We start from the raw sequence: 24,000 nt of genomic DNA, 5'->3' as shown, positions 1-24,000 counted from the left end.
TCGAACGAAATCCCAATCGCAAACAAGAATGTGGGGAGAAGTGTGGGTAAAGACTGATCTAGAAAATAATAATAATTTCAAATCAATGTCTTAAAGATCATCTTTGGCGGACACCCGCTCCGCCATTTCAGAAGAACTCCGAATAGGACTGCCATCGGGATCAAGGCGGCAACCTTTTTTATATCTCCGCCAGGGTGGACGTAATCGCCCATTTTTACTCCATTGGCTCATGACCTTGGGCCAAGGCTGCCGTATAGCTGATTCGGCCATGTAAGGCTGGGATAGCCGGAACTCTATGAACTTGAAGACAGTGAAGGTTGCCAGTTACAATATGCACAAGGGTGTCGGTGCCGATCGGCGGCGCAATCCCGAGCGTATTGTAAAAGTGCTGAACGGGCTGGATGCCGACATTGTGGCCCTGCAGGAAGCCGACCGGCGTTTCGGCCGCCGATCGGCCGCCATACCGCCGCTCCTGCTTGAGCAGAATAGCGACTATCAACCGATCCCGCTCGACGTCCAGATCGATTCCATGGGGTGGCACGGCAACGCCATTCTGGCCCGGAAATCGGCGACGATCCATATGCATGACGTCGTACACATCCCCTGTCTGGAACCGCGCGGCGCGGTGATGGCGCAGATCGAGGTCAACGGCATCGCCCTGTGTGTATTCGGCATGCATCTGGACCTGTCCGGTCTGTGGCGGCGGAAACAGGCGCAGGCCGTTGTGAAGCTTGCCGAAGAATATGGCGCCGACATGCCGACCGTGCTGATGGGAGACCTCAACGAATGGAGCGCAGCAAGCGGTTGTCTGCGGGATTTCAGCCGCGCCTACGCCTTTGCCGATTGCGGCCGCAGCTTCCATGCGCGACGGCCAACCGCACGGCTCGACCGGATCATGCATTGCTCCCGGCTACAGGTGATCGAAAGCGGCGTGGATCGCTCGGCAATCGCCCGCAAAGCATCCGACCATCTTCCCGTCTGGGCCCGGATCACGCCTGCATAGCGATGGCCCGGCATTGTCCCGGCGGCTCCTTCCGGTCTAGGCATTGCCGGTGAGGAGGGGTTGCAAATGGATGATAGAAACGAACGGCCGAATGTTACCTTTTCGCGGTTCCTTGTGAGCCCAGTCGCCGTTTCGCGCGGGCTCAGGATCTCGGCGATCATCGGTACACTGCTGATCCTGATCAACCAGGGCGATGTGATGCTGGCCGGCGCGATGCCGGCGCTCTGGAAGATCCTCCTCACCTATCTCGTCCCTTATGGCGTCAGCAGCTATTCGACCGCCGCGCTGCTCTATGAGACAAAAAAGGCGGCGCGATGAGACGCTGGTTTGCCCTTATCCTCCCCTGCTTGTTGGGATGGGCCGGTGCTTGCAGCCAGACGCCTGCCGAACGGGCGGACGAAACGGCTGTGCCGGCGCCCTGTATCGATACCGTATCGAACAGGCGGATCGGGATCCCGGCAGGCCGTTTCGTGATGGGGGAGAATCCACGCTATCCCGAGGAAGGTCCGGCCCGCGAAATTACTGTCTCCGGCTTTGCGATGGACGCACATGAAGTAACCAATGCCGAGTTCGCGGCCTTTGTCGACGCCACCGGCTATGTGACGCTGGCCGAGCAGGATCCTCCGCCGATGCCTGGCGCGCCGCCGGAAATGCTGCAGCCCGGATCGGCCGTGTTCCAGGTGCCGTCGGCAGACAATCCCAGCTGGTGGCGCTGGGTCGTCGGTGCAAACTGGCGACGGCCCGAGGGGCCGGGCAGCTCCATCGAGGATCGCGAACACTATCCGGTCGTCCAGATCGCTTACCGGGATGCGCTGGCCTATGCCGAATGGGCGGGCGGTGCATTACCCAGTGAAAGCCAGTGGGAATATGCGGCGCGCGGAGGGCAGCACGCAGCCGATACGCCGCTCACCAGCGAAGGCGCACCCGCCGCCAATTATTATCAGGGCATATTCCCGCAACGCGATTTGGGCGAAGACGGCTATGACGGCCGCGCGCCCGCCGGCTGTTTCCCGCCCAATGGCTTCGGGCTTTACGACATGATCGGCAATGTCTGGGAATGGACGGCCGAAGCCGATCGGCGCGCGCCGGGCAGCGCCGTAATCAAGGGCGGATCCTTCCTGTGCGCCGCCAATTACTGTGCACGCTACCGGCCCTCGGCCCGCCAGTTTCAGGAGCGGGGGCTCGGCACCAACCATATCGGTTTCCGTCTCGTCTATCCGGCAGAGGGCAGAACAGGCTAGCGCGCGATCTGATCCGCCAGCCAGGCAGCCGCTTCGCCCGGGCTCGCCTTTTCCTCGTCGCGATCGACCATATAGTTGGCCTCCCGCATCGCCTCCACGGGAATGGCGTCGAGAAGCGGCGTCAGCGCCGTAACAAAAGGCTCGTCATCGGCCCGGCCCGGCGCAACGATGAGCACCGCATCGTAATTCGGGATCGCCCCGCGCGGATCGGAAAGCACGGCGAGGTTGCTGGCGGCGATGCGGCCATCGGACGAAAAGGCGGTAATCACATCGGCCCGACCGCTCTCGACGGCCCGGTACATGAATGTCGGCTGGTAGGATTGGGCGGCCCCGAAGGCGAGGCCATAGGCAGCGCGGATACTGGCCCATTCGGGCCGGTTCAGAAACTCAACATCGGTGCCCATGGTGAGCTGGGGCGCGACGCCGGCCAGATCGTCGATGCTCTCAAGCCCGTGTCGCCGGGCGGTTTCTTGCGTGACTGCAAAGGCGTATGTGTTTTCAAAACCCAGCCGTCCGAGCACACGCGCATCGCGGGTGTCGGCCACCCAGTCGGTCAGCTCGTCCAGCATCTCGTCCCGCGGAGGGTTGTCGTCGCGGCGCATCGCATTGGTCCAGAGCGTTCCGGTATAGTCTACATAGACATCGACATCGCCGCGCGCGAGCGCCTCGAAGGCGATCGCCGAACCAAGTCCCTCACGATAACGGATCTCATAACCCGCCCCCTCCAGCCGGTCGCCGATCAGACGCGCTAGGATATATTGCTCGCTGAAACCCTTGGCCCCTATCGTCACCACATCGGACCGGGACTGGGTCAGAATCAGCGGTGCCAGGGCGATGGCTACGCCAGTGAAAAGTGCGATCAGGCCGGTTCCGATCATCCACCGGCGGCGCTGCGCAATGCCGGTCTCGATCAGGCCCAGCAGCGCGTCCGCGGTCAGGGCGAGAGCGGCGGCGGCCAGGCAGCCCACCAGGACAAGCGTCCAGTTCTGCGTCTGGAGCCCGGCGAAAATCATGTCGCCCAGGCTGGACTGGCCGACCGTGGTCGACAGCGTCGCGGCGCCGATCGTCCAGACAGTGGCGGTACGGATTCCGGCCATCACGACGGGCGCGGCAAGCGGCGCCTCGACCAACCGCAATTTCTGCCGCGGGGTCATGCCTACACCGTCCGCGGCCTCGATAATCGCCGGATCGATGCCGACAATCCCGGTTACCGCATTGCGCAGGATCGGCAGCACCGCATAGAGACCGAGCGCCAGCAGAGCAGGCAGGAAACCGAGCGCCGGCAGCGCAACGCCCAGCGGAACCAGCGCCGAATTGAGCGCCAGCAACAGCGGGTAGAAAAGCGCCAGCAGCGCAAGACCCGGGATCGTCTGGACAAGGCTCGCCAGGCCAAGGGCGAACTGGCGGAGCCGGTCGCTGCGCGATGCACCGACGGCAAGCGGCAGGGCGACGACAAGCCCGAGCAACAGGGCCGCCGCCGACAACAGCACATGATCGGCCAGCAGCGACGGGACCTGGGCGAAGGCCTCCTGAAGCCGCGAATTCACGAGCGCGCCTCGAGCTGGCGAAGTTTCGCCATCTGGCCCTTGGGCACGGCGATCAGCGCATTGGCCTCGGCTCCGCCTTCGCCCGCCAGCAGGGCCTCGGGCGTGCCGTCGGCGGCAACCCGACCTTCGCTCATCACGAGGATACGATCGGCAATGAGCAAGGCCTCGGCCATGTCGTGCGTCACCATGATCGTGGTGAGCCCCAGCCGGTCATGCAGGGCGCGATAGGTCTCACCAAGCTGATCCCGGGTAACCGGATCGAGCGCGCCGAACGGCTCGTCCATCAGCATCAGGCCCGGCTCGCCGGCCAGCGCCCGGGCAACGCCGACACGCTGCTGCTGGCCGCCGGACAATTCGCTGGGCAGGCGATCTGCGACATCGCCTGGAAGGCCGACCAGTTCGAGCAGGTCGGGCACAGCGTTGACGATCCTGCCGTCGCCCAACCGGGGTATGATCATGATATTCTCCGCAACGCTCATATGCGGAAACAGACCAATATTCTGAAACACATAGCCGATATGCCGCCGCAAATCCGAAGAGGTTTGGTCGTCGACAGGCGTCGCTGCAATCGCGACGGTTCCTGTGCTCGGATCGACGAGCCGATTGATCATCTTGAGCAAGGTCGACTTGCCGGATCCGGATTCGCCGACCAGCGCGACGAACGATCCGCCGGCAATTTCGAGACTCAGGGGTTTCACGGCAAAGGTCGCGCCGCCGTCGAAACTTTTCGCTATGCCGTCAAAACTGACGGCGGGGCCGTTTTTCCTGTCCATCGCGCCCAAGCATCGCGGGGCGGGCCTGCCGGGTCAACCATGGCGGGTGGGAAACAGGGAAAGCAGCCTTATTCGGCGGTCAGAAACGCCATGATAGGGCGCGCGATCCGCAGGATCGAGCCCTCTTCCCCGCTCTCGTTGAGCATCACATAGGCTTGATCGCGGAAACCGTTGTCGGAGAAGCTGAACAGCTCAAAGCCGCGGTCGGAACCGTCCAGGCTCCCTCGCCGGCTCAGAAACAGCTCGGTATAGCGCGGCTCGAGAACGCCGCTCGTCGTGATATAGTCGTAGAACCGCCTGAGATCGCCAACCGTGGAGAACATGCCGCCACTACCCATGACGAGCCAGCTTGTCGGCCCCCAATTGGGCGGGATATTCGGCAAGCCTCGCTGAACGCCTCCCCCGGCGGCAAAATCCGTGAGCGCCAGATTCCGGCTTTCACCGTAATTGCCCGTTCGAGCCATACCCGCCGGATCGAAAAAATTCTCGCGCAAAAATGCCGAATAGCTTTGGCCGCTCACCCGTTCGACAATCGCAGCCAGCATGCCGAAGGCCCAATGCGAATGTTCGTCACCCTCTCCCGGCGCGAAGAGCAACGGCGCCGCCAGCGTCCGGCGCTCGAACTCGGCGCGGTCGATCCAGGCCAGATCGGCGTCCCAGTCGCTTGCATTCGCGGGAAAGTCCGGCAGGCCGGAAGCGCCGGTCATCATCTGCCGGATCGACATCCCGGCGCGGTCGGCCGGAACATTGTTCAGATAGTCGGCGAGCGTATCATCCTGGCTCAGCTCACCGCGCTGTTCGAGCAGGGAAATGGCCGCAATGGTGAAATCGATGGGCCGCGATCCGATGCCGAATACCGTGTCGAGATCGATCGGCACGCCGAGATCTTCGTGCGCCATGCCATAGGCCTTGTGGAGCAAGGTCTCGCCATCCACCGCGATGAACACCACGCCCGCATAGCCGGCATCGGCCATGAAATCGTCGATCTGGGTTTCCAATGTATCGCGGTGGAGCACGATAGCCGGTTCAGCGGCAAGTTCTTCGGCTTGGGCGAAAGCGGCCGCGGGCAACGCCATAAGCGGTAACAGTATCGAGGCAAATCGCAGAAAGAACCGGTATCGCATCCGCCATTGCTCCCTTCATTATGACAACAGTCGTAATTGTAGCGGAAATTCACCCGAAAACAAGGCATGGCCGGGCCGTTTCTACGTCCCTCGCCCGATCAGCACAGGCCGCCCCGATCGTCGGAAGAAAGTGTTTGCACTTGGGAGCGAGACTCGTTGTAAGTAGCAAAGAAAAACGGATGGGGATTCTCATGGCAGACAAATCGATATTCATCACCGGGGGCGCATCGGGCATTGGCCGGGCAGTGGCGCACTATTTCGGGGAGCGCGGCTGGTTTGTCGGGCTGGCCGATATCAACGAGCCGGGGATGGAGGAAACGGCAGCCGGGCTGCCAGCCGGGCAGTTCTCGATCCACCGGCTCGACGTGACGGACCGCGAACAATGGAAACAGGTTGTTGCGGCGTTCGGCGAGCGCACCGGCGGGCGGATGGATGTCCTGTTCAACAATGCGGGGATCGGCCTGGGCGGACCGCTCCAGGAGATGACCGACGACGAAATAGACCGCTCGATTGCGATCAACTTTACCGGCGTCGTCAGCGGCACACGCGCGGCCTTCGAAATGCTGCGAGATACCCCTGACAGCTGTATCCTCAACACCAGTTCGGCAGCCGGGATTTACGGCGCGGCAGGGCTGGTCGTGTATAGCGGAACGAAATTCGCGGTGCGCGCACTGACCGAGGGTCTGGATATCGAGTTCAAGCCTTATGGCATACGGTCGCGCGCGCTGATGCCGAGCTTTATCGAAACGCCGATCCTCGATGGCGGTTTGACCGGCGGTAATTCGTCCGTGCGCGACATGATCGCCGAGGCCGGGATGGAAATCACGCCGGTTTCCGCCGTCGCCGAAGCGGCATGGGAAGCCGTGCATGGCGAAAAACTGCACACAACCGTCGGCAAAACCGCCAAGAAGCTGGCCTTTGCTGCGCGTTGGATGCCGGGCCGTTTGCGGAAAAGCCTTGGCATGGCGCGCACCGTACCGGAATGACGCCAGGGCTGATCAGGCCGCAAACCCTTCCATCGCCGTCGCCATCCTCACGTCGCGCTCGGACAGTCCATCGCAATCATGGGTGGTCAGGGTGACGTCCACCCTGTTGTAGACATTGAACCATTCGGGATGGTGATCCATCTTTTCGGCTAGCAAGGCGGTGCGGGTCATGAAGGCGAAGGCTTCGCTGAAATCGGCGAACTGGAAGCGCCGCGAAATCGCATCGCGTTCAGGATCGTGCGTCCAGCCGGAAAGTGTCTCCAGAGCGGCTTTGCGACCATTGTCGCTCAATTTGTCGACCATTACCTGTAATCCTTCTGATCTTACCATACCGGGTTCGGCTTCCTATCTGCCTGAATATGCGGATTGACGAAAGCTTTGCAGCCCGAGCGCCCGATGCCGATGCGATGGAGGCGATGGCGCGCCGTTCGCTAGACGGTCTACCGCTCGAATTTCGCGAGCAAATGGGCAATGTGGTGCTGCGGGTCGAGGAATATGCCGACGCGGAATCGCTGAATGCTGTGGGCCTCACCCATCCGATGCAGCTTTCCGGCCTTTACACGGGCCGGCCGATCGAAACGAAGAGCGTTTCCGATTTCGGAACGCTTCCCGACATCATCCATCTTTACCGCCAGCCAATTCTTGCCGAAGCCGCGCAGCGTCGCATCAGCGTCGAACAGCTTGTCCATCATGTGCTGATCCACGAAGTCGGCCATCATTTTGGCTTCAGCGACGCCGATATGCACGCACTAGAGGACAGCGCGGACTAGTCGAGGCACACTCGTTAAGGTTTGAGCGCGGTCACGCCCTGCCCTATAGGCTGACGGACCCTGCATCGACCGAAAGCCTGTTTTGTATACCAACGCACCTTGCCGAGCCGGAATGCGCCAAACCTGATGGCGACGATGTTGCATCTTGTGGCGTTGGGCTGTGTCCGCGGCGATCGCGCGCTTTTCAGCGGGCTCGATCTGACCTTGGGACCCGGCGGCGCGGCGCTCGTGACCGGGCCAAACGGCGCAGGCAAGACCAGCCTGTTGCGGATAATCGCGGGATTGTTGCCGGCTCAGTCAGGCACGGTTGAGAAACAGGGGATGCTCGCCTTCGCCGGAGAGCAGGCTGCGCTGAGCCGGAACCAAACGCTTGAGCAGGCCTTGCTCTATTGGGCGCGGCTCGACGGGCAGGATGCGGCGGATGTGCATGCCGCGCTGGACTGGATGGCGCTCCGCGCTATCGCCGACATACCGGTTCGGATGCTCTCGACCGGCCAGACCAAACGGGCTGCGCTGGCCCGGGTTATCGCCGGCAAGGCCGATATCTGGCTGCTCGACGAACCGGCCAACGGCCTCGACACGGAATCCCGCGCGCAGCTGGAGGCGGCAATTTCCGAACATCGCTCTCAAGGCGGCATCGTGATCGCCGCAACGCATCAGCCCCTGGCAATGCCGGATGCTGTAGAACTGCCTATCGGTGCGGTAACGTGACGGCGGTATTCGCTATTGCCCGGCGCGATCTCGCGCAAACCTATTCCGGCTCCGGCTGGCTGATGCCGCTTGTGTTTTTCCTGCTGGTCGCCACGCTCTTTCCCTTCGCGATCGGCCCCGACCCCGCGATACTGGGCCGGGTCGGCGGCGGTGCGCTGTGGACGGCCGCACTCCTCGCCGCCCTGCTGCCGATCGACCGGCTGATCGCACCGGATCGCGACGCGGGCGTTCTCGATCAATATGCCATACGCGGAATCAGCGAGGAGATTGTCGCGGTCGCCAAGATCGGCGCGCACTGGATCGGATTCGGACCGCCGCTGATGCTCGCAGCACTGCCTGCCTCCGCGCTGCTCGGCATGGACGCCGACAGCCTGATCAGGCTTGAGCTCGGATTGGCGCTGGGCAGTATCGGCCTGGCGGCGCTGGCCGTCACTGTTGCTGCGCTCGTGGCGGGGCTACGGAGCGGCGGCGCGCTGGCCGGTTTGCTGATGCTGCCGCTTGCTGTGCCGATCCTCATCTTCGGCGCGGGCGCGCTCGATGACCTGCAACGCGGTGCCTATTTCCTGCTCGGGGCCTCGGCACTGTTACTGTTGGCGACAGCGCCATTCGCGACCGGCGCGGCAATCCGCATCATGCGGGAATAGCGGCACGCCCGCTCAGGGAGCGCCGGCCGCCATCGCCAATGATGGCCCTGTCGCCGGGGCATGGACCAGTCCCTCAAGCTTATATTCCAGCGGACCGACTTCGCGGACGACACGGTATGCGGGCACGCTGCCCGTCAGCCCCTCAAGCCGATACCCAAGAGCGACATGATCGGGCATGCGCTCATAGAGCAAACCGCTGACATCATAAGCGATCTGCGGGCCCGGCGATCGCATAGCAGACGGCGCGACCGTCTGTGACGGACCGAAACCGAAATTGGCGATGTCATAGGGCAGCTTCTCCGCCGCCGATGCGGGAAAGGCCATGGCGGCGGCGACAAGCGCGGAAACGACTCGGATAACCATGGGTTAACCATGAACGCGGACCGCGATTTTGTGGAGTCCGGCCGAAGCGCTGTCCTATCCGGGGACGGTTAGCGCGACCAGCGCGCAAAGATTGCCGTCGGCAGGGACAGGCCGCGCGCTTCTTCTCGCACCGCCATGTCCCCGCATTCGACCGTGCCGCCGAGATGGCCGAGCGACTGCGACACCAGCTCGCCGATCGCCAATGCAGACATGCGCACGGCATAGGCCGTCAGCACGAGAAACCTGCTGTCGCCGTCCAGCAGCTTCGCACAATCCTCGATCAGCCCGGGCAGCCCTTCTTCGAGCTGCCAGAGTTCCTTTTTCGGGCCGCGCCCCCATTTGGGCGGATCGAGCATGATCCCGTCATAGCGCCGTCCGCGCCGAACCTCTCGCGCGGCAAATTTCGCTGCGTCATCGACCATCCAGCGTATAGGCAGATCGCTCATACCCGAAAGCGCGGCGTTCGCTTTGCCGGCCTCGACGGATTTCTTGGATGCATCGACATGGGTGACCTTTGCGCCCCTGGAGGCAAGCGCGAGGCTGCCGACCCCGGTATAGCCGAACAGGTTCAGCGCTTCGCTTCCATCGCCCACATGTTCGCGCATCCAGCTCCAGTGCGAAGCCATGTCCGGAAAGAAAGCGAGATGGCGAAAGGGCGTACATTGCGCCTGAAAGCGGACATCTTCCCATGCCAGCGGCCAGCCTTCCTCCGGCACGCCCGCGTCCAGATGCCAGCGCCCACCGCCATCTTCATCAGACGCCGGAACAAACTCGCCATCGGCGCGCCAGTTTTCCGAGGACGGCGCCCACATGGCCTGGGGTTCGGGCCGGATGAAACGGAAGCGGCCATAGCGTTCAAGCTTGCGGCCATGGCCCGAGTCGACAAGCCCGTAATCGGCCCAGGGTTCGGCGATCAGGGTGGCGAACTTCACGTTTCCGTCGCGCGCTCGGCGATATAGGCTTCGATCGCCTGCAATTCGCCGGGCAACGTATCATAGCGTTCCTCACGCTCGAACAGCCCCGAAATGCGGGCGGGGAGCGCCGGTCGCTGGCCGGTTGCCCGCTCCACCGCATCGCGGAATTTGGCCGGATGCGCAGTCGCCAGCGTGACGATGGGAATATCTGGAGCAAGATCGGCACTGATCGCCGCCGAAAGACCGATCGCGGTATGCGGATCGATGATTTCGCCCATTTCCGAAGCGGCATGGCGCATCGCCATGGACATCGCATCATTGTCGATCCTCGCAGAGGAGAAGAGCTTGCCGATCCGGCTATGCGCCCGGTCGTCCAGCTTGAGCGCCCGGCTTGTCTCAAAACTGCTCATCACCGATGACAAGATATCGCCATCGCGGTCATACAGATCGAACAACAAGCGTTCAAAATTGGAGCTGACCTGAATATCCATCGACGGCGCCGGTGTCGGCGTCAGTTCGCCGACCGAATAATCGCCGGCCACCATTGCCCGATGGAGGATGTCGTTCACATTGGTCGCGACGATCAGCCGGGCCACTGGCAGACCCATTTGCGCAGCCGCATAGCCGGCAAAGACATCGCCGAAATTGCCTGTCGGCACGGAAAAGGCGATGGCCCGGTCCGGCGCGCCCAGCCGGACGGCGGAATAGAAATAATAGACGATCTGCGCCGCAAGCCGCGCCCAGTTTATCGAGTTGACCGCCGACAGCGTAAACCTGTCGGCGAATTGTGCATCCCCGAACATCGCCTTAACGAGCCGCTGGGCATCGTCGAAATTGCCCTCAATCGCAATATTATGGACATTGGGCGCTAGCACCGTTGTCATCTGCCGCCGCTGAACCTCAGACACTCGGCCTTTGGGATGCAGCATGAAGATATCGACCTTTTCGCGGCCTGCCAGCGCATCGATAGCCGCCGATCCGGTATCGCCCGACGTTGCCCCGACGACCGTCAGATGACGATCCTTGCCCGAAAGAAACCGCTCGAACAGAAGGCCCAGCAATTGCAGGGCTACATCCTTGAACGCCAGGGTCGGACCGTGGAACAGCTCAAGCAACCAGTTGCGTTCGTCGAGCTGGACAAGCGGCGTGACCGCCTTGTGTGAAAAGCGCCCATAAGCGGCTTCGCACAGGTCGCGCAGCTCCTCTTCGCTCAACGCGTCGCCGACAAAGGGCGCCAGCACCCGCACAGCGGTTTCGGCGTAGGACAAACCGGCAAGAGCCGCGATGTCAGCGCGCGAAAACTGCGGCCAGCTCTCCGGAACGTATAGCCCACCATCGGATGCGAGGCCGGCAAGCGTCGCTCCCTCAAAACCAAGCGCCTGTGCGCTACCCCTTGTACTGATATATTGCATGAGTGAGGGCCTTAGTCAGGGTCGACTGGCCCGGCAACATCGGATTGATCGGGAGCGGGAAGCGACGGCGGGCTCGTCCACAGGGCTTCATTGCCAAATCCGATCACCGGATCGTCAATCGTCGTAACCGACGCGATTGATTTCGCGACATAATCGCCATTGTACCAGGATAGACGCGGCGCGCCTTCCGGCTCGTTGGCCGATGGATCACGCGGCGGGCGGTTACCATCATCCTGCGACGGCGGAGGTTGTTGCAGTGGCGGAGGTGGCGGGGGTGAGCTTGGCTGTGGCGGCATTTGTAACGCGTTGCCCGGTGATCCGAGGAAGCAAAGCCCCAGGGCAATGATCGTCGCCCAGCCGCGCATCAGGCCAATTCGCGCAGTCTGCGCCTCAGGGCGAGCGCATAAATTATCCCTGCAGCGGCAGCGAAAAAGAACCATTGGATGGCATAGAGCAGATGATTGTTCGGAATATCTTCCGGCGACGGCAAGGCCACCGCCTGCAGACCCGCCACGGGTTCTTCCGAAACCAGCCGCAAACCGAATTCCGGATCCAGCGTGATGATTCCGGTTACTTCGCCACCATCCCAGCCTTCGGGCGAATTCACGGACTGCGACCAGCCCATCACCACCTGCATACCCGGGCCCTCGCCGCCGCCCGTGCGGCATGCTGCGATATGACGCCAGCCAACATCCCCCGCGCGGTTCTGACCGGCAATGGCACGCCAGCTCACCGGTTCCAGGCAAAAACCCGTCGCCCGGCGAAAGAGCAGATCCATATCGGGCGTTTCCGGCCAGGCGACCGGTGGCATGGTGGCGGCCTGAACATAGCGATCGAGCAAGGCTTCTTTTTCCGCCTTACGCTGCAGTTGCCAGACGCCAAGCCCAATCATGCAGGCCATGGCAGTCAGCACAAAGGCTGTAGGAATGAGCGGAAGCTTCATTCGCCCGGATCTCCATCGACAGGCTTGTCGTCTTCGATCCGGCCTTCCCGCGCCGCGTTACGATATTCCAGTGACAGCAACACACCTTTGCCGACCCGCAGACCGAACACCACGGCAGCCGCGGTAAACGGAACCCAAAGCAGGATATGCACCCAGAAGGGCGGCTTGAAGGAGAGTTCGACAGCCAGTGCCAACGCAACCACGAGGGCGCCGATGATGAGCGTCAGGAACGCCGCCGGCCCGTCACCGACATTGAAGCCCGCATAGTTCAGATTGCAGGCCCGGCAGCGCGCCGCGAAATGCACGGGGCCATCGAACACAGTCAGCGCGCCACAGCGCGGACACGCACCTGCTATTCCTGACTGGAGAGGGGTGGGTTCGCTCATCGCGCGCGCCCGCACCGCTCTTCCATGGGTCGATTAATGGATCTCGGCGCCCGCGCCGCCCCATACATAGATGGAGACGAAGAGGAACAACCATACGACATCGACGAAATGCCAGTACCAAGCCGCCGCCTCGAAGCCGAAATGCTGTTTCGGGGTGAAGTCGCCCTTATAGGTGCGAATGAGGCATACAGCGAGGAAGATGGTGCCGATGATGACGTGGAAACCATGGAAACCCGTCGCCATGAAGAAGGTGGCGCCATAGATATTGCCCGAGAAATCGAACGCAGCATGGGCATATTCATACGCCTGAATGCAGCTGAACAGGATGCCGAGCAGGATCGTAAGCCACAGGCCCGCCTTCAGGCCTTCGCGATCGCCGTTGAGCAGGCAGTGATGCGCCCAGGTAACCGTTGTGCCCGAGCAGAGCAGGATCAGCGTGTTAAGGAGCGGAAAGGTGAACGGATCGAAGACATGAACGCCTTCCGGAGGCCATGAGCCCCCCAGCGCCTCGTATGGAAAGAGCGCCGCGCCGAAAAAGGCCCAGAACCAACCGACAAAGAACATCACTTCCGAAGCGATGAACAGGATCATGCCATACCGCAGATGCAGCTGCACAACGGGCGTATGGTCGCCGCTATTGGCTTCGCGAATAACATCGACCCACCAGCTGAACATCGTGAAGAGAACGGCGCCAAGACCGGCAAAGAAGAGCCAGCCGCCATAGGGTTGTTCGTGCATCCACATGATGCCGCCGGCCGCCATGCCCAGCGCACTCATGGCACCGATAAACGGCCAGATGCTCGGATTGACGAGATGATAATCGTGTTCGGGGGCGGCTCCAGCCATTGCGCTCAAATCCCTTTAGTGAAGCGTGTGAATCAGGTCTCTAACCCTAGGATGCGTTTTCGTCCACGGGGTAGAAAGTATAAGAAAGCGTAATTTCCTCGACATCGCCGATATCGGGGTCGTCAAGAATCGCCGGGTCGACGAAATAGGTTACCGGCATCCGGACGGCTTCGCCCGGTTGCAGCGTCTGTTCAGTGAAGCAGAAACACTGTATTTTGTTGAAATACTGGCCCGCTTCCAGCGGCGTGACATTGAATGTCGCCGTGCCGGTCACTGGCCGCGCACCGAGATTTTCGGCGCGGTAAAAGGCAATCTGGCGTTCGCCGATCCCGATCCGGTTGGTGTGCCGTTCGGGCACGAAATTCCACGGCAGATTGCGCGACGTATTCGAGTCGAACCGAATCGTGACCATTTCGCCCGTGGCCACCATATCGCCAGCCATCGCCTCAACACGCTGGGTCGTGCCGCCGAATCCTGTCACCTGGCAGAAAATCCTGTAGAGCGGCACGGAAGCGAAACCGAGCGAAACCATCCCGGCAACCAGGAGCGCGGCCATAATCGCGCTGCGCCGATTTTTCCGCTGCAAGGCGAAACTCATGAAGCCACCATCAGCTTAGTCAGCGTGATGAGATAGAACAGCAATGCGAGCCCGCCCAGGATCAGCCCGGTGACGATCGCACGGCTGCGCTGGCGCTTCCGAACGGTTTTTTCTTCTTCCGGTGTCATCCACTTACTCCCATTGCCTGCCCGACAGGCACCCAGGCATCGATCACCAAGGCGCCGAACAGGGCGAACAGATAGAATATCGAAAAAAGGAACAGCCGCTTTTCGGGAACCATCCTGGCCGGTTTTGCCGACGGGTTGCGAACCACGGCAATTGTCAGCAGGAGGAAACCCGCACTCAGCAGCGTTGCTGTCACACCGTAGATCGGCCCGGCCAAGCCGAGCGGCCATGGTGCAATGGCGACAGCAATCATCGGCAGCGCATAGAGCAGCATCTGGCGGCGCGTGGAACGCGGGCCGGCGACAACCGTCATCATCGGAACGCCTGCGCGCGCATAATCCGCGTTAACGTATAGCGAGAGCGCCCAGAAATGGGGCGGCGTCCAGAGGAAAATCAGCGCAAAAAGCAGGATCGGCATCAGCGTTATGTCGCCCGTCGCCGCAGCCCAGCCAATCATGGGCGGAAAGGCCCCTGCCGCCCCACCGATCACGATATTCTGCGGCGTCCTGCGCTTGAGCCAGATCGTATAGACACAGACATAGAAGAGGATCGTCACGGCAAGCGTGGCGGCAGCCAGCCAGTTAGTCGCCAAGCCCATCAACAGGACCGAGAAGGCACTGAGACCGACCCCGAAATGCAGGGCCGTATCGCGATCCATCCTGCCGGCAGGAAGCGGGCGGTCTTCGGTGCGCTTCATCTTCGCATCGAGATCGGCTTCATACCATTGGTTGAGGGTTGCCGCTCCGCCATGGCCAAGTGCGATGGCAAGGATCGCCGTGAAGGCGAGAACCGGATGGAGCTGCACCGGTGCGGCCAGCATGCCGGCCAGTCCGGTGAAGACGACAAGCTTCATCACGCCGGGCTTGGTCAGCGCATAGAAATCGCGCCAATCGGCGATCACCGGCCCTGTGGCCGATGAAGCCGGGCGAGAGGCGGTCTGTGTCGTCATCTGTTCCATCCGGGTCTGCCGCCCGGCACAATGCTGGGCGGCAGGCGCGCTCTAGTCGATCTTCGGCAGCTTGTTGAACTGGTGATAAGGCGGCGGGCTCGACAGAGTCCATTCGAGCGTCGTTGCGCCTTCTCCCCAATAATTGTCCGCAGCCTTTTTACCGGCCACCAGCGACCAGGCCATGTTGACGAAGAAGATCAGCATACCGACCCCCATGATCACATAGCCATAGCTGGCGATCTCATTCCAATAGGCCTGGCTATCGGCATAATCCGGATAGCGGCGCGGCATGCCGTCCAGCCCCAGGAAATGCATCGGGAAGAACAGAATGTTCACACCGACGAAGAAAACCCAGAAATGGAGATGGCCGAGAAACTCGTTGTACATTTTCCCGAACATCTTGCCGAACCAGTAATACCAGCCGGCAAAAATGCCGAAAACGGCGCCAAGCGACAGCACATAGTGGAAATGGGCCACCACATAATAGGTGTCATGCACATAGTTGTCGAAGCCGCCATTGGCCAGCACGACGCCGGTCACGCCGCCGATCGTGAACATGAAAATGAAGCCCAGGGCCCACATCATCGGGGTTTTGAAGCTTACCGAACCACCCCACATGGTGGCGATCCAGCTGAAGATCTTGATGCCTGTCGGCACCGCGATCACCATTGTCGCGGCGGTGAAGTAGAGCTTCATGTTGAGCGACAGGCCCACGGTGAACATATGGTGCGCCCAGACGACGAAACCGACAACACCGATTGCGACCATGGCATAGGCCATGCCGAGATAGCCGAAGACAGGTTTCTTGCTGAACGTCGCCACGATCTGGCTGACCATGCCGAAGCCCGGCAGGATCATGATATACACTTCGGGATGGCCGAAGAACCAGAACAGATGCTGGTAGAGCAGCGGATCGCCGCCGCCAGCCGCATCAAAGAATACCGTTCCGAAATTACGGTCCGTGAGCAGCATCGTGATGGCCGCAGCCAGCACCGGAAGCGAGAGAAGCAGCAGGAAGGCCGTCACCAGCACCGACCAGACAAAGAGCGGCATTTTGTGCAGCGTCATGCCCGGCGCGCGCATGTTGAAGATTGTCGTGATGAAGTTCACCGCGCCAAGGATCGAGCTCGCACCGGCAAGATGGAGCGAAAGGATCGCCATATCCGTTGCCGGGCCGCCCGGCTGCGTCGATAACGGCGCATAAACCGTCCAGCCGGTACCCCCGCCAAGGCCGGTCGTTCCCATGACCTGGGTCGATCCCATCAGCAGCAGGAAGGCCGGAACCAGCAGCCAGAAGCTGATATTGTTCATCCGCGGAAAGGCCATGTCCGGCGCGCCGATCATCAGCGGCACGAACCAGTTGCCAAAGCCGCCGATCATTGCCGGCATGACCATGAAGAAAACCATGATCAGGCCATGCGCCGTGATCATCACATTCCAGAAATGGAGCGCGGCATTGCCGGTTTCGCCCGTCCAGGCCTCCAGATACTGGATGCCCGGCTCGGCGAGCTCCATGCGCATCATGCCAGAAATCGCGCCGCCGATGATACCGGCAACAATCGCGAAAATCAGGTAGAGGGTGCCGATATCCTTATGGTTGGTCGACATGAACCAGCGGACAAAGAAGCCCGGCTTGTGGTCGGCGTCATGATGCGCCTCGTCATGGCCTGCAGCGTCGAAATGAGCGGGGGTGGCTGTGGTGTCGGTCATCGGTACGAACCCTTAACTTGCTGCCGCGGCGGAATCGGCCGCTGCGGTTTCGGCGGCATCTTCAACCGCTTCTGTGTTGTCTTCTTCTGCAGCGTCGCTGCTGGCGTCTTCGCTGCCCGGCATTGAGCCGCCCTGAGAAATCACCCAGCGTTCAAACTGTTCCGGCGAAACGACTTCCACGGCAATCGGCATATAGCCATGCCGAGCGCCGCACAATTCGGAGCATTGCCCGAAATAGACGCCTTCACGATCGACCCGCGTCCAGCCTTCATTGAGGCGCCCGGGAACGGCATCGATCTTGGTCCAGAAAGCCGGCACGGCGAAGCTGTGCAACACGTCGCTGGCGGTCACGAGGAAGCGGACATTGACCCCTGCTGGGATGACCATCCGTTCGTCGGCAGCCAGGAGGCGCGGGCCGTCCGCATCCGTCCGGAACCGCGCGCCTTCGCCCTGTTCGCCTTCTTCTTCCAGCATGTTGGAAACAAGCAGGATATCGCCATGGTCCGGATATTCATAGGTCCAGTTCCACTGGTTGCCCGTGATCTTGACGGTAACCGTTTCGCCCTCCGGCAGATTATATTGCGCCTGCAGCAAACCAATCGACGGCACCGCGATAAACACGAGGATGAGGACCGGGACGAGCGTCCAGACCACTTCAAGCGTTGTATTGTGGGTCGTTTTAGACGCGGTCGGGTTTCTGCGGCGATTGAAGCGCACGACGATCCAGAGCAGCAGAGCGAGCACAAATAGCGAGATGATGGTGATGATCGGCATCAGCAGCGCGTCATGAAACCAGCGCGCCTGTTCGCCGACTTCGGAAACCTGTGGCTGGATGCCCAGGCCGCCGCTCGGCATGCCAATTCCTTCTGTCGGCGCTGCATACTCAAAAGCCGGAGCGGCATCGGCCGCCGACTCAGCCGCTTCTTCGACAGCGCCGGGTGCCGGTGCCAGTTCGGTCTGCGGTGCAGGCGCCAGTTCCGGCTGCGGTGCGGCAGCATTCGCCCCCGACGCTACGGAAAGCGAAGCAATGGCCAATCCAGCGGCCAGCATCAGATTCGTCAATATGCGCATTTTGTCCCCAATGATTCCGCCGCGGAGCGGTCGATAATGCCCAGGCAATGGTCTAACTTGCGCGCCTTATAGTCACGAGGTTTCAAGGCCTCAAGCTCCACGTCCCTGAAAAAGACAGGCGCGAATTAGCCGGGTTGAAGCCATTTGAACAGCACCCTATGTCGCGGACCGCAATCATGGGGCAATCGATGCAATGAACGAAGACGATATTCTTTCCGAATTTCGGGCCGCGCAGGCCCTTCTGGAAGGCCATTTCATCCTTTCATCGGGAAAGCGCAGCGCCCGCTATCTACAATGTGCGCGCGTCCTGATGGATCCGCTCAGGGCTTCACGTCTGGCCTCGTCGCTTGCCGCTCGCCTCCCACGCGAAATTCGCGGCGAGATCGAGGTCGTCGTTTCGCCAGCCATGGGCGGCGTTATTATCGGCCACGAAATGGGCCGTGCGCTCGGCCTGGAAGCCATGTTCCTCGAACGCCCGGAGGGCACATTCGAATTGCGACGCGGTTTTTCGCTGGAGCAGGGCCAGAAAGTCCTGATGGTCGAAGATGTGGTGACCACCGGTCTTTCCTCCCGCGAAGCCATCAAGGCTGTCGAAAAGGCGGGCGGCACGGTGATCGCCGAAGCGGCACTGGTCGACCGTTCGGGCGGAGCCATCGAACTCGGCGTGCCGTTCGTGCCGCTGTTGTCCCTCGATTTTCCGGTCTATGATCCGGACGATCTGCCGGAAGAGCTGGCCGCCATCCCGGCTATCAAACCGGGCAGCCGGGCCAGTTAGTGATCCGCTGGATCGCAGCGCTACTCGCCCTGTGCGGCTTTGCCGCAATCGGCTATGCCCAAAGCACCGACGCGATCCGCATCGATGCATCCCGTATCGATAATCTGGCCGAAGCCCGGAATTTCACCGGCGTCATACTGGTCTCGCGCGGCGATTCCATCGTTTATGCGCGCGCCTTTGGCGAGGTTCGGCCCGGAAGCGGCGACGCGCATAGGATCGATGCGCGCTGGCGTTGGGCCTCGATCACCAAACAGTTGATGGCAACCGTCACGATGCAGCAGGTTGAAGCCGGGCGGATGGAGCTCGACGCACCGATAAGTCGCTATTGGCCCGATTTTCCCAATGCGGCGCGCGATGTAATTACGAGCCGGCACCTGTTGCAACATCTGTCAGGCCTTCCCGATCCGGACGACACGCAGCGCCTGCCGAGCGGCCTACCCGCCTTTTATGGTGATGACTGGGCCGCCGATGCGTCTGCCGAAGGCTATTGCGCTGGGCCGTCCCGCCGGGAAGCTGGCGCAGAATATCAATACACAAATTGCGATTTCATCGTTCTTGGCGCAATTCTCGAGCGGGTAACCGGGCAGAATATCGATACGCTTGTGGGCGACCTGATCCCTGGAACACAGGCAATGTATCCAGAGGGCGAACCAACCGTAGCCGGCTTTCATTACGGACAAGCCGAGCCTGCGATCCGGTTCGAAACCTATGGCGCAGCAGGCGGGCTCAACGGGACGATCTTCGATTTGTGGCGGTTCGACCGCGCGCTGATGCGCGGCGATCTGCTCGAGCCGGAAACGCGCGAAGAAATGTGGACCGGCAATCCGGCAATCGGCTATGCGGCTCTTGGCCAATGGGTTTTTCCGGCGCAGCTCGCCGGATGCGAAACGTCCGTGCGGCTTGTCGAACGACCCGGCGCGATTGGCGGCGTGCAGGGTCGCAACTATATCCTGCCGGAACTGGACATGACCGTGATCACTTTCACCAATCGCAGCGAAACGGAATTCCCGCTCGGCAATATTGCCGGCGATCGCCACTTTGCGTTCGCCCTGCTCTCCGCCGCGATATGCCCGGAGCAGACGCAATGAACAGCGCAAAGCTGCGCCTCGGCGTCAATATCGATCATGTCGCGACGATCCGGAACGCGCGCGGCGGCGACCATCCCGACCCGGTCCGCGCGGCCGAAGATGCGGCGCGTGCCGGTGCGGACGGCATCACCGCCCATCTGCGCGAAGACCGGCGGCACATAACCGACGGCGATATCGACCGGCTGGCCGCCGCCCTGACCATTCCGCTCAACCTCGAAATGGCGGCCACCGATGAAATGCTGGGTATCGCGCTGCGCCATACACCGCACGCCGCCTGTATCGTCCCCGAAAAGCGAGAAGAACGGACCACCGAAGGCGGGCTGGATGCCGCCGGCGGCCACAATCATCTCGCGCCCTTCGTCAGAGAATTGAAAAACGCCAATATCCGGGTCAGCCTGTTTATCGAGCCCGACCCCGCGCAGGTGGAAGCAGCCATCCATCTCGGCGCACCTGTCGTTGAATTTCATACCGGCCGCTATGCCCATCTTGAAGGGGAAGCGCGCGCCGAAGAGTTACGCCGCATCGCCGACGCCGCCGCGCTGGCGGTGAAAAATGGCATCGAGCCGCATGCCGGCCATGGCCTGACCTTCGACAATGTCGGGCCAGTCGCTGCAATCCCGCAAATCGCCGAGCTCAATATCGGGCATTTCCTCGTCGGCGAGGCAATCTTTACGGGGCTGGAAGCAAGCGTGAAGCGGATGCGCGAACTGATGGATCTGGCGCGGTGAAGGAGTTTATCTGTCAGAACGTTGCTAACGCAACGTCGCCGCACCGGCCCGCTCAACCGCTAGGTTGAGTCTGAGAAACAGGAAAACGTCATGATTATCGGCATCGGCTCAGACCTCTGCAATATCGAACGGATCCGGAATTCGCTCGACCGGTTCGGCGAACGCTTCGAGCAGCGGGTTTTCACCGAGATCGAGCGTACCAAGGCGAAGAGACGCCCTTTCACGATCGCCGGAACATACGCCAAGCGCTTTGCGGCCAAGGAAGCCTTTTCAAAAGCCGTGGGAACCGGCTTTCGTCAGGGTGTGTTCATGCGGGATATTGGTGTAGTAAACGCGAAATCGGGAGCGCCGACGCTGAAGCTGGAGGGCGGCGCGAAAAAGCGGCTTGACGCGTTGACGCCGCCCGGCCACCGGCTGGAGGTGCATTTGACGATGACGGACGACCATCCTTGGGCGCAGGCTTTTGTTATCCTCTATGCCCGACCCGAATAATCGACCTATAGTAAGCGAGTGAGCGAATTGGATCAGGAACGCGCAAGCGACGAAGACGAGGCTCTGGTCTCTGCATTGCAGGCCAGCGAAGACAGCGCCGACGCTTCGGCCGACGCCGACGGCAAGAAACCGACCGACTGGTGGGGTGAGATCAAGGGTATTTTCTGGCTCGTGCTCGCCGTGCTGGGCTTTCACAGTTTCGTCGCCAAGCCTTTCTACATCCCTTCTGAATCGATGATGCCGGGCCTGATCGAGGGTGATCGGCTGGTCGTCACCAAATATCCCTATGGCTGGTCTTACGTCTCTCCATCCTTCCACCTTCTGCCGTTTATCGAAGGCCGCCTTTTCGGCCGGATGCCGGAACGCGGCGATATCGTGATTACCGTGCCGCGCGGCGGTAGCGCGGATTATATCAAGCGCGTGATCGGCCTGCCCGGCGATACGCTCGAAGTGCGCGGGGGCGTCGTTTTCCTGAACGGCACTGCGTTGCGCCGCGAACAGCGCGAACCGGCGATGATCCCGATGGATGCCAATATGACCTGCGGCGAAGGTCCTAATGACAGCGATTTCGATCTGCTGCTGGGCCGCTCCACCGTCGGAAGCGATGGCCTGCGCTACTGCCGCCTGCCGGTTTTCCGGGAATATACACCGGAAGGCCGCTATTATGACACGGTGGACCTGGGGTCTTCCCCGGCGGACTTTTATGGCCCGGTGACGATCGCCGAAGGCCATGTTTTCCTGATGGGCGACAATCGCGATCAGTCAGCCGACAGCCGCGCACCGCTCGCCAATGGCGGGCTGGGCGGGCCGGTTCCAATCGAAACCCTGGGCGGACGCGCGGAGTTCATCACCTTTTCACTCGATGGCACATCCCAATGGTATAACCCGATCAGCTGGTTCACGGCGATGCGCAGCGGTCGCGCCGGCACCGGCCTGCATCCGGGCCGCGTAGAGGCGGAATGAGCCAGCGGGACGAACTTCCCGGGCCTTATGACGGCCAGGCCGGTCCGGCGGAAGTTCGCGACCCCATCATCCGTCAGGAACTGAAACGCGCCATCGCCTGGGCGATGGTCGCCATTGTCGTGGTTCTTGTCTGGCAGCTTGCCCAGGCGCTGCTCCTGATCGTTGCCGGCCTCGTATTCGCGTCGCTGATCGATGGCGGAACGAAGCTGTTACGGCCCATCATTCCATACAGCCGCACCTTGCGACTGGTCGTGATAGTCATGCTGATCATTGGCGGCCTGGCCGGGATCGGCTGGCTGGCCGGGATCGAGATTGCCAATCAGGCCGAGGAACTGCGTGACACGCTGGCCGAACAGTCCTCGCGATTGCTCGCATCGCTGGACGAGCTTGGCATGATGCCGGGCGGGACCGAGATAACTCAGATATTCCGCGACGTGCTCGGCTCAGTCGGGAGCCTGACATCGGCGCTTGGATCGGCGGTCAGCGGTATCGCGACCCTCTTCCTCATAATGGTAATCGGCCTGTTCATTGCCATCGAACCGAATATCTACGACCGCGGTGTACAATGGATGCTGCCCCGGGGCAGCCGTCCGGAGTTCCGCCGGACAACGACCCGTATGGCCAAAACGCTGCAACGGCTGCTCGCTGGCCGCGTACTCGGCATGATTTTCGAGGGGTTCCTCACCTGGCTCTTGCTGACGATCGCCGGCGTTCCGATGGCCCTGCTGCTCGGTATTCTGGCCGGGCTATTGGCGTTTATCCCGAATATCGGCGCGTTCATTACCGGGGTGCTCATGGTGGCTGTCGGGCTCAGCGCGAGCCCCGAACTCGGTTTCTGGGCCTTTATCGTCTATCTTGTCGTGCAGACATTCGACGGTTACGTCGTCATTCCCATGGTCGCCAAACAGACGGTCGATCTGCCTCCGGCACTGACGCTTTCAGCCCAGATCCTGTTCGCCGCGCTGTTCGGGATTATCGGGCTGGCACTGGCGGACCCGATCATCGCGATGACCAAGGCCGCTCTTGAGCGCCGCTCCGAGCATAATGACGAGGAAGACGAAGAGGAAAGACGGCGTGCCGCAGAAGCCGGCGCCACGCCGACCGACCCGGGATAAAGCCCCGCAAGCAACTTTCCGGCATGCCAGATCCGGTGCGACAACCGAACGGGGCCGCGCTGGACGTCTCGTTACTGCCCGGGAGGGGCTAGGCCTTCGGGCAGCCCGCCCTGCTGCTGCATTTGCTGCATCTGCAGCTGCAACAGTTCTTCGCGCGAAATGAATTCGAGCAGCTCGACGTCGAACACCATCACCGCGTCCGGCCCGATCGGCGTACCCGGCCGGCCGTTTTCGCCATATCCGATCGCCGGCGGCAACCAGAAGCGATAGCGCGCACCGCGGCTCATCAGCTGGATGCCTTCGGACCAGCCGGGAACAACCGAATCCAGCGTGATGGGCTGCTGTTCGGCCGCATCGAAAACGGCGCCATCAAGCAGACGCCCCTCATAATTGACGATAACGCCGGCGCCCGGGCCGGGGCTGCCGGCTTCGTCGCCGGCTTCGAGTATTTTGTACTGGAGACCGCTGTCGGTTGTCACAACGCCGGACTGGCCGCCATTCCAGTTGAGGAAATCTTCCGAACTGCCGTTCATCGCGATCGGGCGCGCCGTGGAATACCAGGCGAAGGCGGCGGCGGCGGCGAGCAGCACGAAAACGCCAACCCACAATTTGGTCAATGTACCCTTCTCAATCGGACGGAGCGGAACGGTGGTGATCGACATGGATTTTTCCCAACAGGTTGCGCATGCAAAACGACAATGGGCCACCCCTATGGAGCAGCC

Annotated in this window: 30 protein-coding genes; 13 read left to right on the top strand and 17 right to left on the bottom strand. The window is 61.5% G+C overall.

What is annotated here, in order from left to right; all coding sequences use genetic code 11:
* Positions 1–295: 295 nt before the first annotated feature.
* The 3 genes from DFR46_RS12585 to DFR46_RS12575 all read left to right on the top strand — a co-directional run bounded on the left by DFR46_RS12585 (position 296) and on the right by DFR46_RS12575 (position 2,244).
* Entirely contained in the window at positions 296–1,003 is a 708-nt protein-coding gene (locus tag DFR46_RS12585; protein ID WP_116236752.1) for an endonuclease/exonuclease/phosphatase family protein, read from the top strand.
* 66 nt (positions 1,004–1,069) lie between these two features.
* Positions 1,070–1,321 carry a nitrate/nitrite transporter NrtS gene (gene nrtS, locus DFR46_RS12580; RefSeq protein WP_170136938.1) on the top strand — a complete coding sequence of 84 codons (252 nt, stop codon included), beginning with the start codon at positions 1,070–1,072 and terminating at the stop codon, positions 1,319–1,321.
* Positions 1,318–2,244, top strand: a complete 927-nt coding sequence (locus tag DFR46_RS12575; protein ID WP_116236751.1) for a formylglycine-generating enzyme family protein — start codon at positions 1,318–1,320, stop codon at positions 2,242–2,244. The genes nrtS and DFR46_RS12575 overlap by 4 nt, the downstream gene beginning before the upstream one ends.
* On the opposite strand, the gene DFR46_RS12570 is transcribed toward DFR46_RS12575, so the two are convergent.
* The 3 genes from DFR46_RS12570 to DFR46_RS12560 all read right to left on the bottom strand — a co-directional run bounded on the left by DFR46_RS12570 (position 2,241) and on the right by DFR46_RS12560 (position 5,688).
* Positions 2,241–3,791, bottom strand: a complete 1,551-nt coding sequence (locus DFR46_RS12570) for an ABC transporter permease/substrate-binding protein (RefSeq protein ID WP_116236750.1) — start codon at positions 3,789–3,791, stop codon at positions 2,241–2,243. The two genes, DFR46_RS12575 and DFR46_RS12570, sit on opposite strands and share 4 nt — an antisense overlap.
* Positions 3,788–4,564, bottom strand: a complete 777-nt coding sequence (locus DFR46_RS12565) for an ATP-binding cassette domain-containing protein (RefSeq protein WP_116236749.1) — start codon at positions 4,562–4,564, stop codon at positions 3,788–3,790. Before DFR46_RS12565 ends, DFR46_RS12570 begins: the two co-directional genes overlap by 4 nt.
* Before the next feature lie 68 nt (positions 4,565–4,632).
* Entirely contained in the window at positions 4,633–5,688 is a 1,056-nt protein-coding gene (locus DFR46_RS12560) for a serine hydrolase domain-containing protein (protein ID WP_116236748.1), read from the bottom strand.
* Between the two features lie 191 nt (positions 5,689–5,879).
* On the opposite strand from DFR46_RS12560, the gene DFR46_RS12555 reads away from it, so the two are divergent.
* Positions 5,880–6,674 (top strand): SDR family oxidoreductase, encoded by a 795-nt coding sequence (locus DFR46_RS12555; RefSeq protein WP_116237340.1) that lies wholly within the window; start codon positions 5,880–5,882, stop codon positions 6,672–6,674.
* Between the two features lie 12 nt (positions 6,675–6,686).
* Here DFR46_RS12555 and DFR46_RS12550 read toward each other — a convergent pair whose 3' ends face one another.
* A complete protein-coding gene (locus DFR46_RS12550) occupies positions 6,687–6,977 on the bottom strand; it encodes a 4a-hydroxytetrahydrobiopterin dehydratase (RefSeq protein ID WP_116236747.1) in 291 nt (96 codons plus the stop codon).
* Between the two features lie 56 nt (positions 6,978–7,033).
* Between DFR46_RS12550 and DFR46_RS12545 the strand changes: the two genes are divergently transcribed.
* The 3 genes from DFR46_RS12545 to DFR46_RS12535 all read left to right on the top strand — a co-directional run bounded on the left by DFR46_RS12545 (position 7,034) and on the right by DFR46_RS12535 (position 8,799).
* A complete protein-coding gene (locus DFR46_RS12545) occupies positions 7,034–7,444 on the top strand; it encodes a metallopeptidase family protein (protein WP_245953847.1) in 411 nt (136 codons plus the stop codon).
* Between the two features lie 126 nt (positions 7,445–7,570).
* Positions 7,571–8,155 carry a heme ABC exporter ATP-binding protein CcmA gene (gene ccmA, locus DFR46_RS12540; RefSeq protein WP_116236746.1) on the top strand — a complete coding sequence of 195 codons (585 nt, stop codon included), beginning with the start codon at positions 7,571–7,573 and terminating at the stop codon, positions 8,153–8,155.
* Positions 8,152–8,799: a heme exporter protein CcmB gene (locus DFR46_RS12535; RefSeq protein ID WP_116236745.1), complete on the top strand. Its 648-nt coding sequence runs from the start codon at positions 8,152–8,154 to the stop codon at positions 8,797–8,799. The genes ccmA and DFR46_RS12535 overlap by 4 nt, the downstream gene beginning before the upstream one ends.
* Positions 8,800–8,811: 12 nt before the next feature.
* Here the strand turns inward: DFR46_RS12535 and DFR46_RS12530 are convergent, their stop codons facing one another.
* The 12 genes from DFR46_RS12530 to coxB form a co-directional block, all read right to left on the bottom strand.
* The gene (locus tag DFR46_RS12530) at positions 8,812–9,162 is read right to left on the bottom strand and encodes a hypothetical protein (RefSeq protein ID WP_116236744.1); all 351 of its coding nucleotides are present in this window, start codon (positions 9,160–9,162) and stop codon (positions 8,812–8,814) included.
* 68 nt (positions 9,163–9,230) lie between these two features.
* The gene (locus DFR46_RS12525; RefSeq protein ID WP_116236743.1) at positions 9,231–10,094 is read right to left on the bottom strand and encodes a class I SAM-dependent methyltransferase; all 864 of its coding nucleotides are present in this window, start codon (positions 10,092–10,094) and stop codon (positions 9,231–9,233) included.
* Entirely contained in the window at positions 10,091–11,488 is a 1,398-nt protein-coding gene (gene thrC / locus DFR46_RS12520) for a threonine synthase (RefSeq protein ID WP_116236742.1), read from the bottom strand. The genes DFR46_RS12525 and thrC overlap by 4 nt, the downstream gene beginning before the upstream one ends.
* An 11-nt stretch (positions 11,489–11,499) precedes the next feature.
* Positions 11,500–11,853 (bottom strand): hypothetical protein, encoded by a 354-nt coding sequence (locus DFR46_RS12515; protein ID WP_116236741.1) that lies wholly within the window; start codon positions 11,851–11,853, stop codon positions 11,500–11,502.
* Complete coding sequence (locus DFR46_RS12510) at positions 11,853–12,431, bottom strand: SURF1 family protein (protein WP_116236740.1); 579 nt, start codon at positions 12,429–12,431, stop codon at positions 11,853–11,855. Before DFR46_RS12510 ends, DFR46_RS12515 begins: the two co-directional genes overlap by 1 nt.
* Positions 12,428–12,817, bottom strand: coding sequence for a DUF983 domain-containing protein (locus tag DFR46_RS12505; protein ID WP_116237338.1), 390 nt, complete (start codon positions 12,815–12,817; stop codon positions 12,428–12,430). Before DFR46_RS12505 ends, DFR46_RS12510 begins: the two co-directional genes overlap by 4 nt.
* A gap of 33 nt (positions 12,818–12,850) precedes the next feature.
* Positions 12,851–13,663 (bottom strand): cytochrome c oxidase subunit 3, encoded by an 813-nt coding sequence (locus DFR46_RS12500; protein ID WP_116236739.1) that lies wholly within the window; start codon positions 13,661–13,663, stop codon positions 12,851–12,853.
* A gap of 46 nt (positions 13,664–13,709) precedes the next feature.
* Complete coding sequence (locus DFR46_RS12495; RefSeq protein ID WP_116236738.1) at positions 13,710–14,261, bottom strand: cytochrome c oxidase assembly protein; 552 nt, start codon at positions 14,259–14,261, stop codon at positions 13,710–13,712.
* Complete coding sequence (locus DFR46_RS15015; protein ID WP_281270033.1) at positions 14,258–14,389, bottom strand: hypothetical protein; 132 nt, start codon at positions 14,387–14,389, stop codon at positions 14,258–14,260. Before DFR46_RS15015 ends, DFR46_RS12495 begins: the two co-directional genes overlap by 4 nt.
* A complete protein-coding gene (locus DFR46_RS12490) occupies positions 14,386–15,336 on the bottom strand; it encodes a heme o synthase (protein ID WP_116237337.1) in 951 nt (316 codons plus the stop codon). The genes DFR46_RS15015 and DFR46_RS12490 overlap by 4 nt, the downstream gene beginning before the upstream one ends.
* 51 nt (positions 15,337–15,387) lie before the next feature.
* The gene (gene ctaD, locus DFR46_RS12485; RefSeq protein WP_116236737.1) at positions 15,388–17,046 is read right to left on the bottom strand and encodes a cytochrome c oxidase subunit I; all 1,659 of its coding nucleotides are present in this window, start codon (positions 17,044–17,046) and stop codon (positions 15,388–15,390) included.
* A 12-nt stretch (positions 17,047–17,058) separates the two neighbouring features.
* On the bottom strand, positions 17,059–18,117 hold the full coding sequence (coxB, locus tag DFR46_RS12480; RefSeq protein ID WP_116236736.1) for a cytochrome c oxidase subunit II: 1,059 nt from the start codon (positions 18,115–18,117) through the stop codon (positions 17,059–17,061).
* A gap of 193 nt (positions 18,118–18,310) precedes the next feature.
* On the opposite strand from coxB, the gene pyrE reads away from it, so the two are divergent.
* From pyrE to DFR46_RS12450, 6 genes are all read left to right on the top strand, one after another.
* Positions 18,311–18,892: an orotate phosphoribosyltransferase gene (gene pyrE / locus DFR46_RS12475; RefSeq protein WP_116236735.1), complete on the top strand. Its 582-nt coding sequence runs from the start codon at positions 18,311–18,313 to the stop codon at positions 18,890–18,892.
* Positions 18,892–19,980 carry a serine hydrolase domain-containing protein gene (locus DFR46_RS12470; protein ID WP_116236734.1) on the top strand — a complete coding sequence of 363 codons (1,089 nt, stop codon included), beginning with the start codon at positions 18,892–18,894 and terminating at the stop codon, positions 19,978–19,980. Before pyrE ends, DFR46_RS12470 begins: the two co-directional genes overlap by 1 nt.
* The gene (locus tag DFR46_RS12465; protein ID WP_116236733.1) at positions 19,977–20,708 is read left to right on the top strand and encodes a pyridoxine 5'-phosphate synthase; all 732 of its coding nucleotides are present in this window, start codon (positions 19,977–19,979) and stop codon (positions 20,706–20,708) included. Before DFR46_RS12470 ends, DFR46_RS12465 begins: the two co-directional genes overlap by 4 nt.
* Before the next feature lie 90 nt (positions 20,709–20,798).
* Positions 20,799–21,200, top strand: a complete 402-nt coding sequence (gene acpS, locus DFR46_RS12460) for a holo-ACP synthase (protein WP_116236732.1) — start codon at positions 20,799–20,801, stop codon at positions 21,198–21,200.
* Positions 21,201–21,227: 27 nt separating this feature from the next.
* Positions 21,228–22,163 carry a signal peptidase I gene (gene lepB / locus DFR46_RS12455; protein WP_425453164.1) on the top strand — a complete coding sequence of 312 codons (936 nt, stop codon included), beginning with the start codon at positions 21,228–21,230 and terminating at the stop codon, positions 22,161–22,163.
* Positions 22,160–23,278 (top strand): AI-2E family transporter, encoded by a 1,119-nt coding sequence (locus DFR46_RS12450; RefSeq protein WP_116236731.1) that lies wholly within the window; start codon positions 22,160–22,162, stop codon positions 23,276–23,278. Before lepB ends, DFR46_RS12450 begins: the two co-directional genes overlap by 4 nt.
* Positions 23,279–23,349: 71 nt before the next feature.
* On the opposite strand, the gene DFR46_RS12445 is transcribed toward DFR46_RS12450, so the two are convergent.
* Positions 23,350–23,940, bottom strand: a complete 591-nt coding sequence (locus DFR46_RS12445; RefSeq protein WP_116236730.1) for an FKBP-type peptidyl-prolyl cis-trans isomerase — start codon at positions 23,938–23,940, stop codon at positions 23,350–23,352.
* Positions 23,941–24,000: the final 60 nt, after the last annotated feature.

The organism is Parasphingopyxis lamellibrachiae (assembly GCF_003385775.1).
Lineage (GTDB): Bacteria > Pseudomonadota > Alphaproteobacteria > Sphingomonadales > Sphingomonadaceae > Parasphingopyxis > Parasphingopyxis lamellibrachiae.
The sequence above is the reverse complement of the archived record's forward strand: the minus strand, read 5'-3'. Positions and strand labels throughout refer to the sequence as shown.

Bases quoted from the DNA above. Each gene is read 5' to 3' on its own strand.
- DFR46_RS12585 (WP_116236752.1), top strand. From the start codon at position 296: ATGAACTTGAAGACAGTGAAGGTTGCCAGTTACAATATGCACAAGGGT.
- nrtS (WP_170136938.1), top strand. From the start codon at position 1,070: ATGGATGATAGAAACGAACGGCCGAATGTTACCTTTTCGCGGTTCCTT.
- DFR46_RS12575 (WP_116236751.1), top strand. From the start codon at position 1,318: ATGAGACGCTGGTTTGCCCTTATCCTCCCCTGCTTGTTGGGATGGGCC.
- DFR46_RS12565 (WP_116236749.1), bottom strand. From the start codon at position 4,564: ATGGACAGGAAAAACGGCCCCGCCGTCAGTTTTGACGGCATAGCGAAA.
- DFR46_RS12560 (WP_116236748.1), bottom strand. From the start codon at position 5,688: ATGCGATACCGGTTCTTTCTGCGATTTGCCTCGATACTGTTACCGCTT.
- DFR46_RS12555 (WP_116237340.1), top strand. From the start codon at position 5,880: ATGGCAGACAAATCGATATTCATCACCGGGGGCGCATCGGGCATTGGC.
- DFR46_RS12550 (WP_116236747.1), bottom strand. From the start codon at position 6,977: ATGGTCGACAAATTGAGCGACAATGGTCGCAAAGCCGCTCTGGAGACA.
- DFR46_RS12545 (WP_245953847.1), top strand. From the start codon at position 7,034: ATGCGGATTGACGAAAGCTTTGCAGCCCGAGCGCCCGATGCCGATGCG.
- ccmA (WP_116236746.1), top strand. From the start codon at position 7,571: ATGGCGACGATGTTGCATCTTGTGGCGTTGGGCTGTGTCCGCGGCGAT.
- DFR46_RS12530 (WP_116236744.1), bottom strand. From the start codon at position 9,162: ATGGTTATCCGAGTCGTTTCCGCGCTTGTCGCCGCCGCCATGGCCTTT.
- thrC (WP_116236742.1), bottom strand. From the start codon at position 11,488: ATGCAATATATCAGTACAAGGGGTAGCGCACAGGCGCTTGGTTTTGAG.
- DFR46_RS12515 (WP_116236741.1), bottom strand. From the start codon at position 11,853: ATGCGCGGCTGGGCGACGATCATTGCCCTGGGGCTTTGCTTCCTCGGA.
- DFR46_RS12510 (WP_116236740.1), bottom strand. From the start codon at position 12,431: ATGAAGCTTCCGCTCATTCCTACAGCCTTTGTGCTGACTGCCATGGCC.
- DFR46_RS12505 (WP_116237338.1), bottom strand. From the start codon at position 12,817: ATGAGCGAACCCACCCCTCTCCAGTCAGGAATAGCAGGTGCGTGTCCG.
- DFR46_RS12500 (WP_116236739.1), bottom strand. From the start codon at position 13,663: ATGGCTGGAGCCGCCCCCGAACACGATTATCATCTCGTCAATCCGAGC.
- DFR46_RS12495 (WP_116236738.1), bottom strand. From the start codon at position 14,261: ATGAGTTTCGCCTTGCAGCGGAAAAATCGGCGCAGCGCGATTATGGCC.
- DFR46_RS15015 (WP_281270033.1), bottom strand. From the start codon at position 14,389: ATGACACCGGAAGAAGAAAAAACCGTTCGGAAGCGCCAGCGCAGCCGT.
- DFR46_RS12490 (WP_116237337.1), bottom strand. From the start codon at position 15,336: ATGACGACACAGACCGCCTCTCGCCCGGCTTCATCGGCCACAGGGCCG.
- ctaD (WP_116236737.1), bottom strand. From the start codon at position 17,046: ATGACCGACACCACAGCCACCCCCGCTCATTTCGACGCTGCAGGCCAT.
- coxB (WP_116236736.1), bottom strand. From the start codon at position 18,117: ATGCGCATATTGACGAATCTGATGCTGGCCGCTGGATTGGCCATTGCT.
- pyrE (WP_116236735.1), top strand. From the start codon at position 18,311: ATGAACGAAGACGATATTCTTTCCGAATTTCGGGCCGCGCAGGCCCTT.
- DFR46_RS12465 (WP_116236733.1), top strand. From the start codon at position 19,977: ATGAACAGCGCAAAGCTGCGCCTCGGCGTCAATATCGATCATGTCGCG.
- acpS (WP_116236732.1), top strand. From the start codon at position 20,799: ATGATTATCGGCATCGGCTCAGACCTCTGCAATATCGAACGGATCCGG.
- DFR46_RS12450 (WP_116236731.1), top strand. From the start codon at position 22,160: ATGAGCCAGCGGGACGAACTTCCCGGGCCTTATGACGGCCAGGCCGGT.
- DFR46_RS12445 (WP_116236730.1), bottom strand. From the start codon at position 23,940: ATGTCGATCACCACCGTTCCGCTCCGTCCGATTGAGAAGGGTACATTG.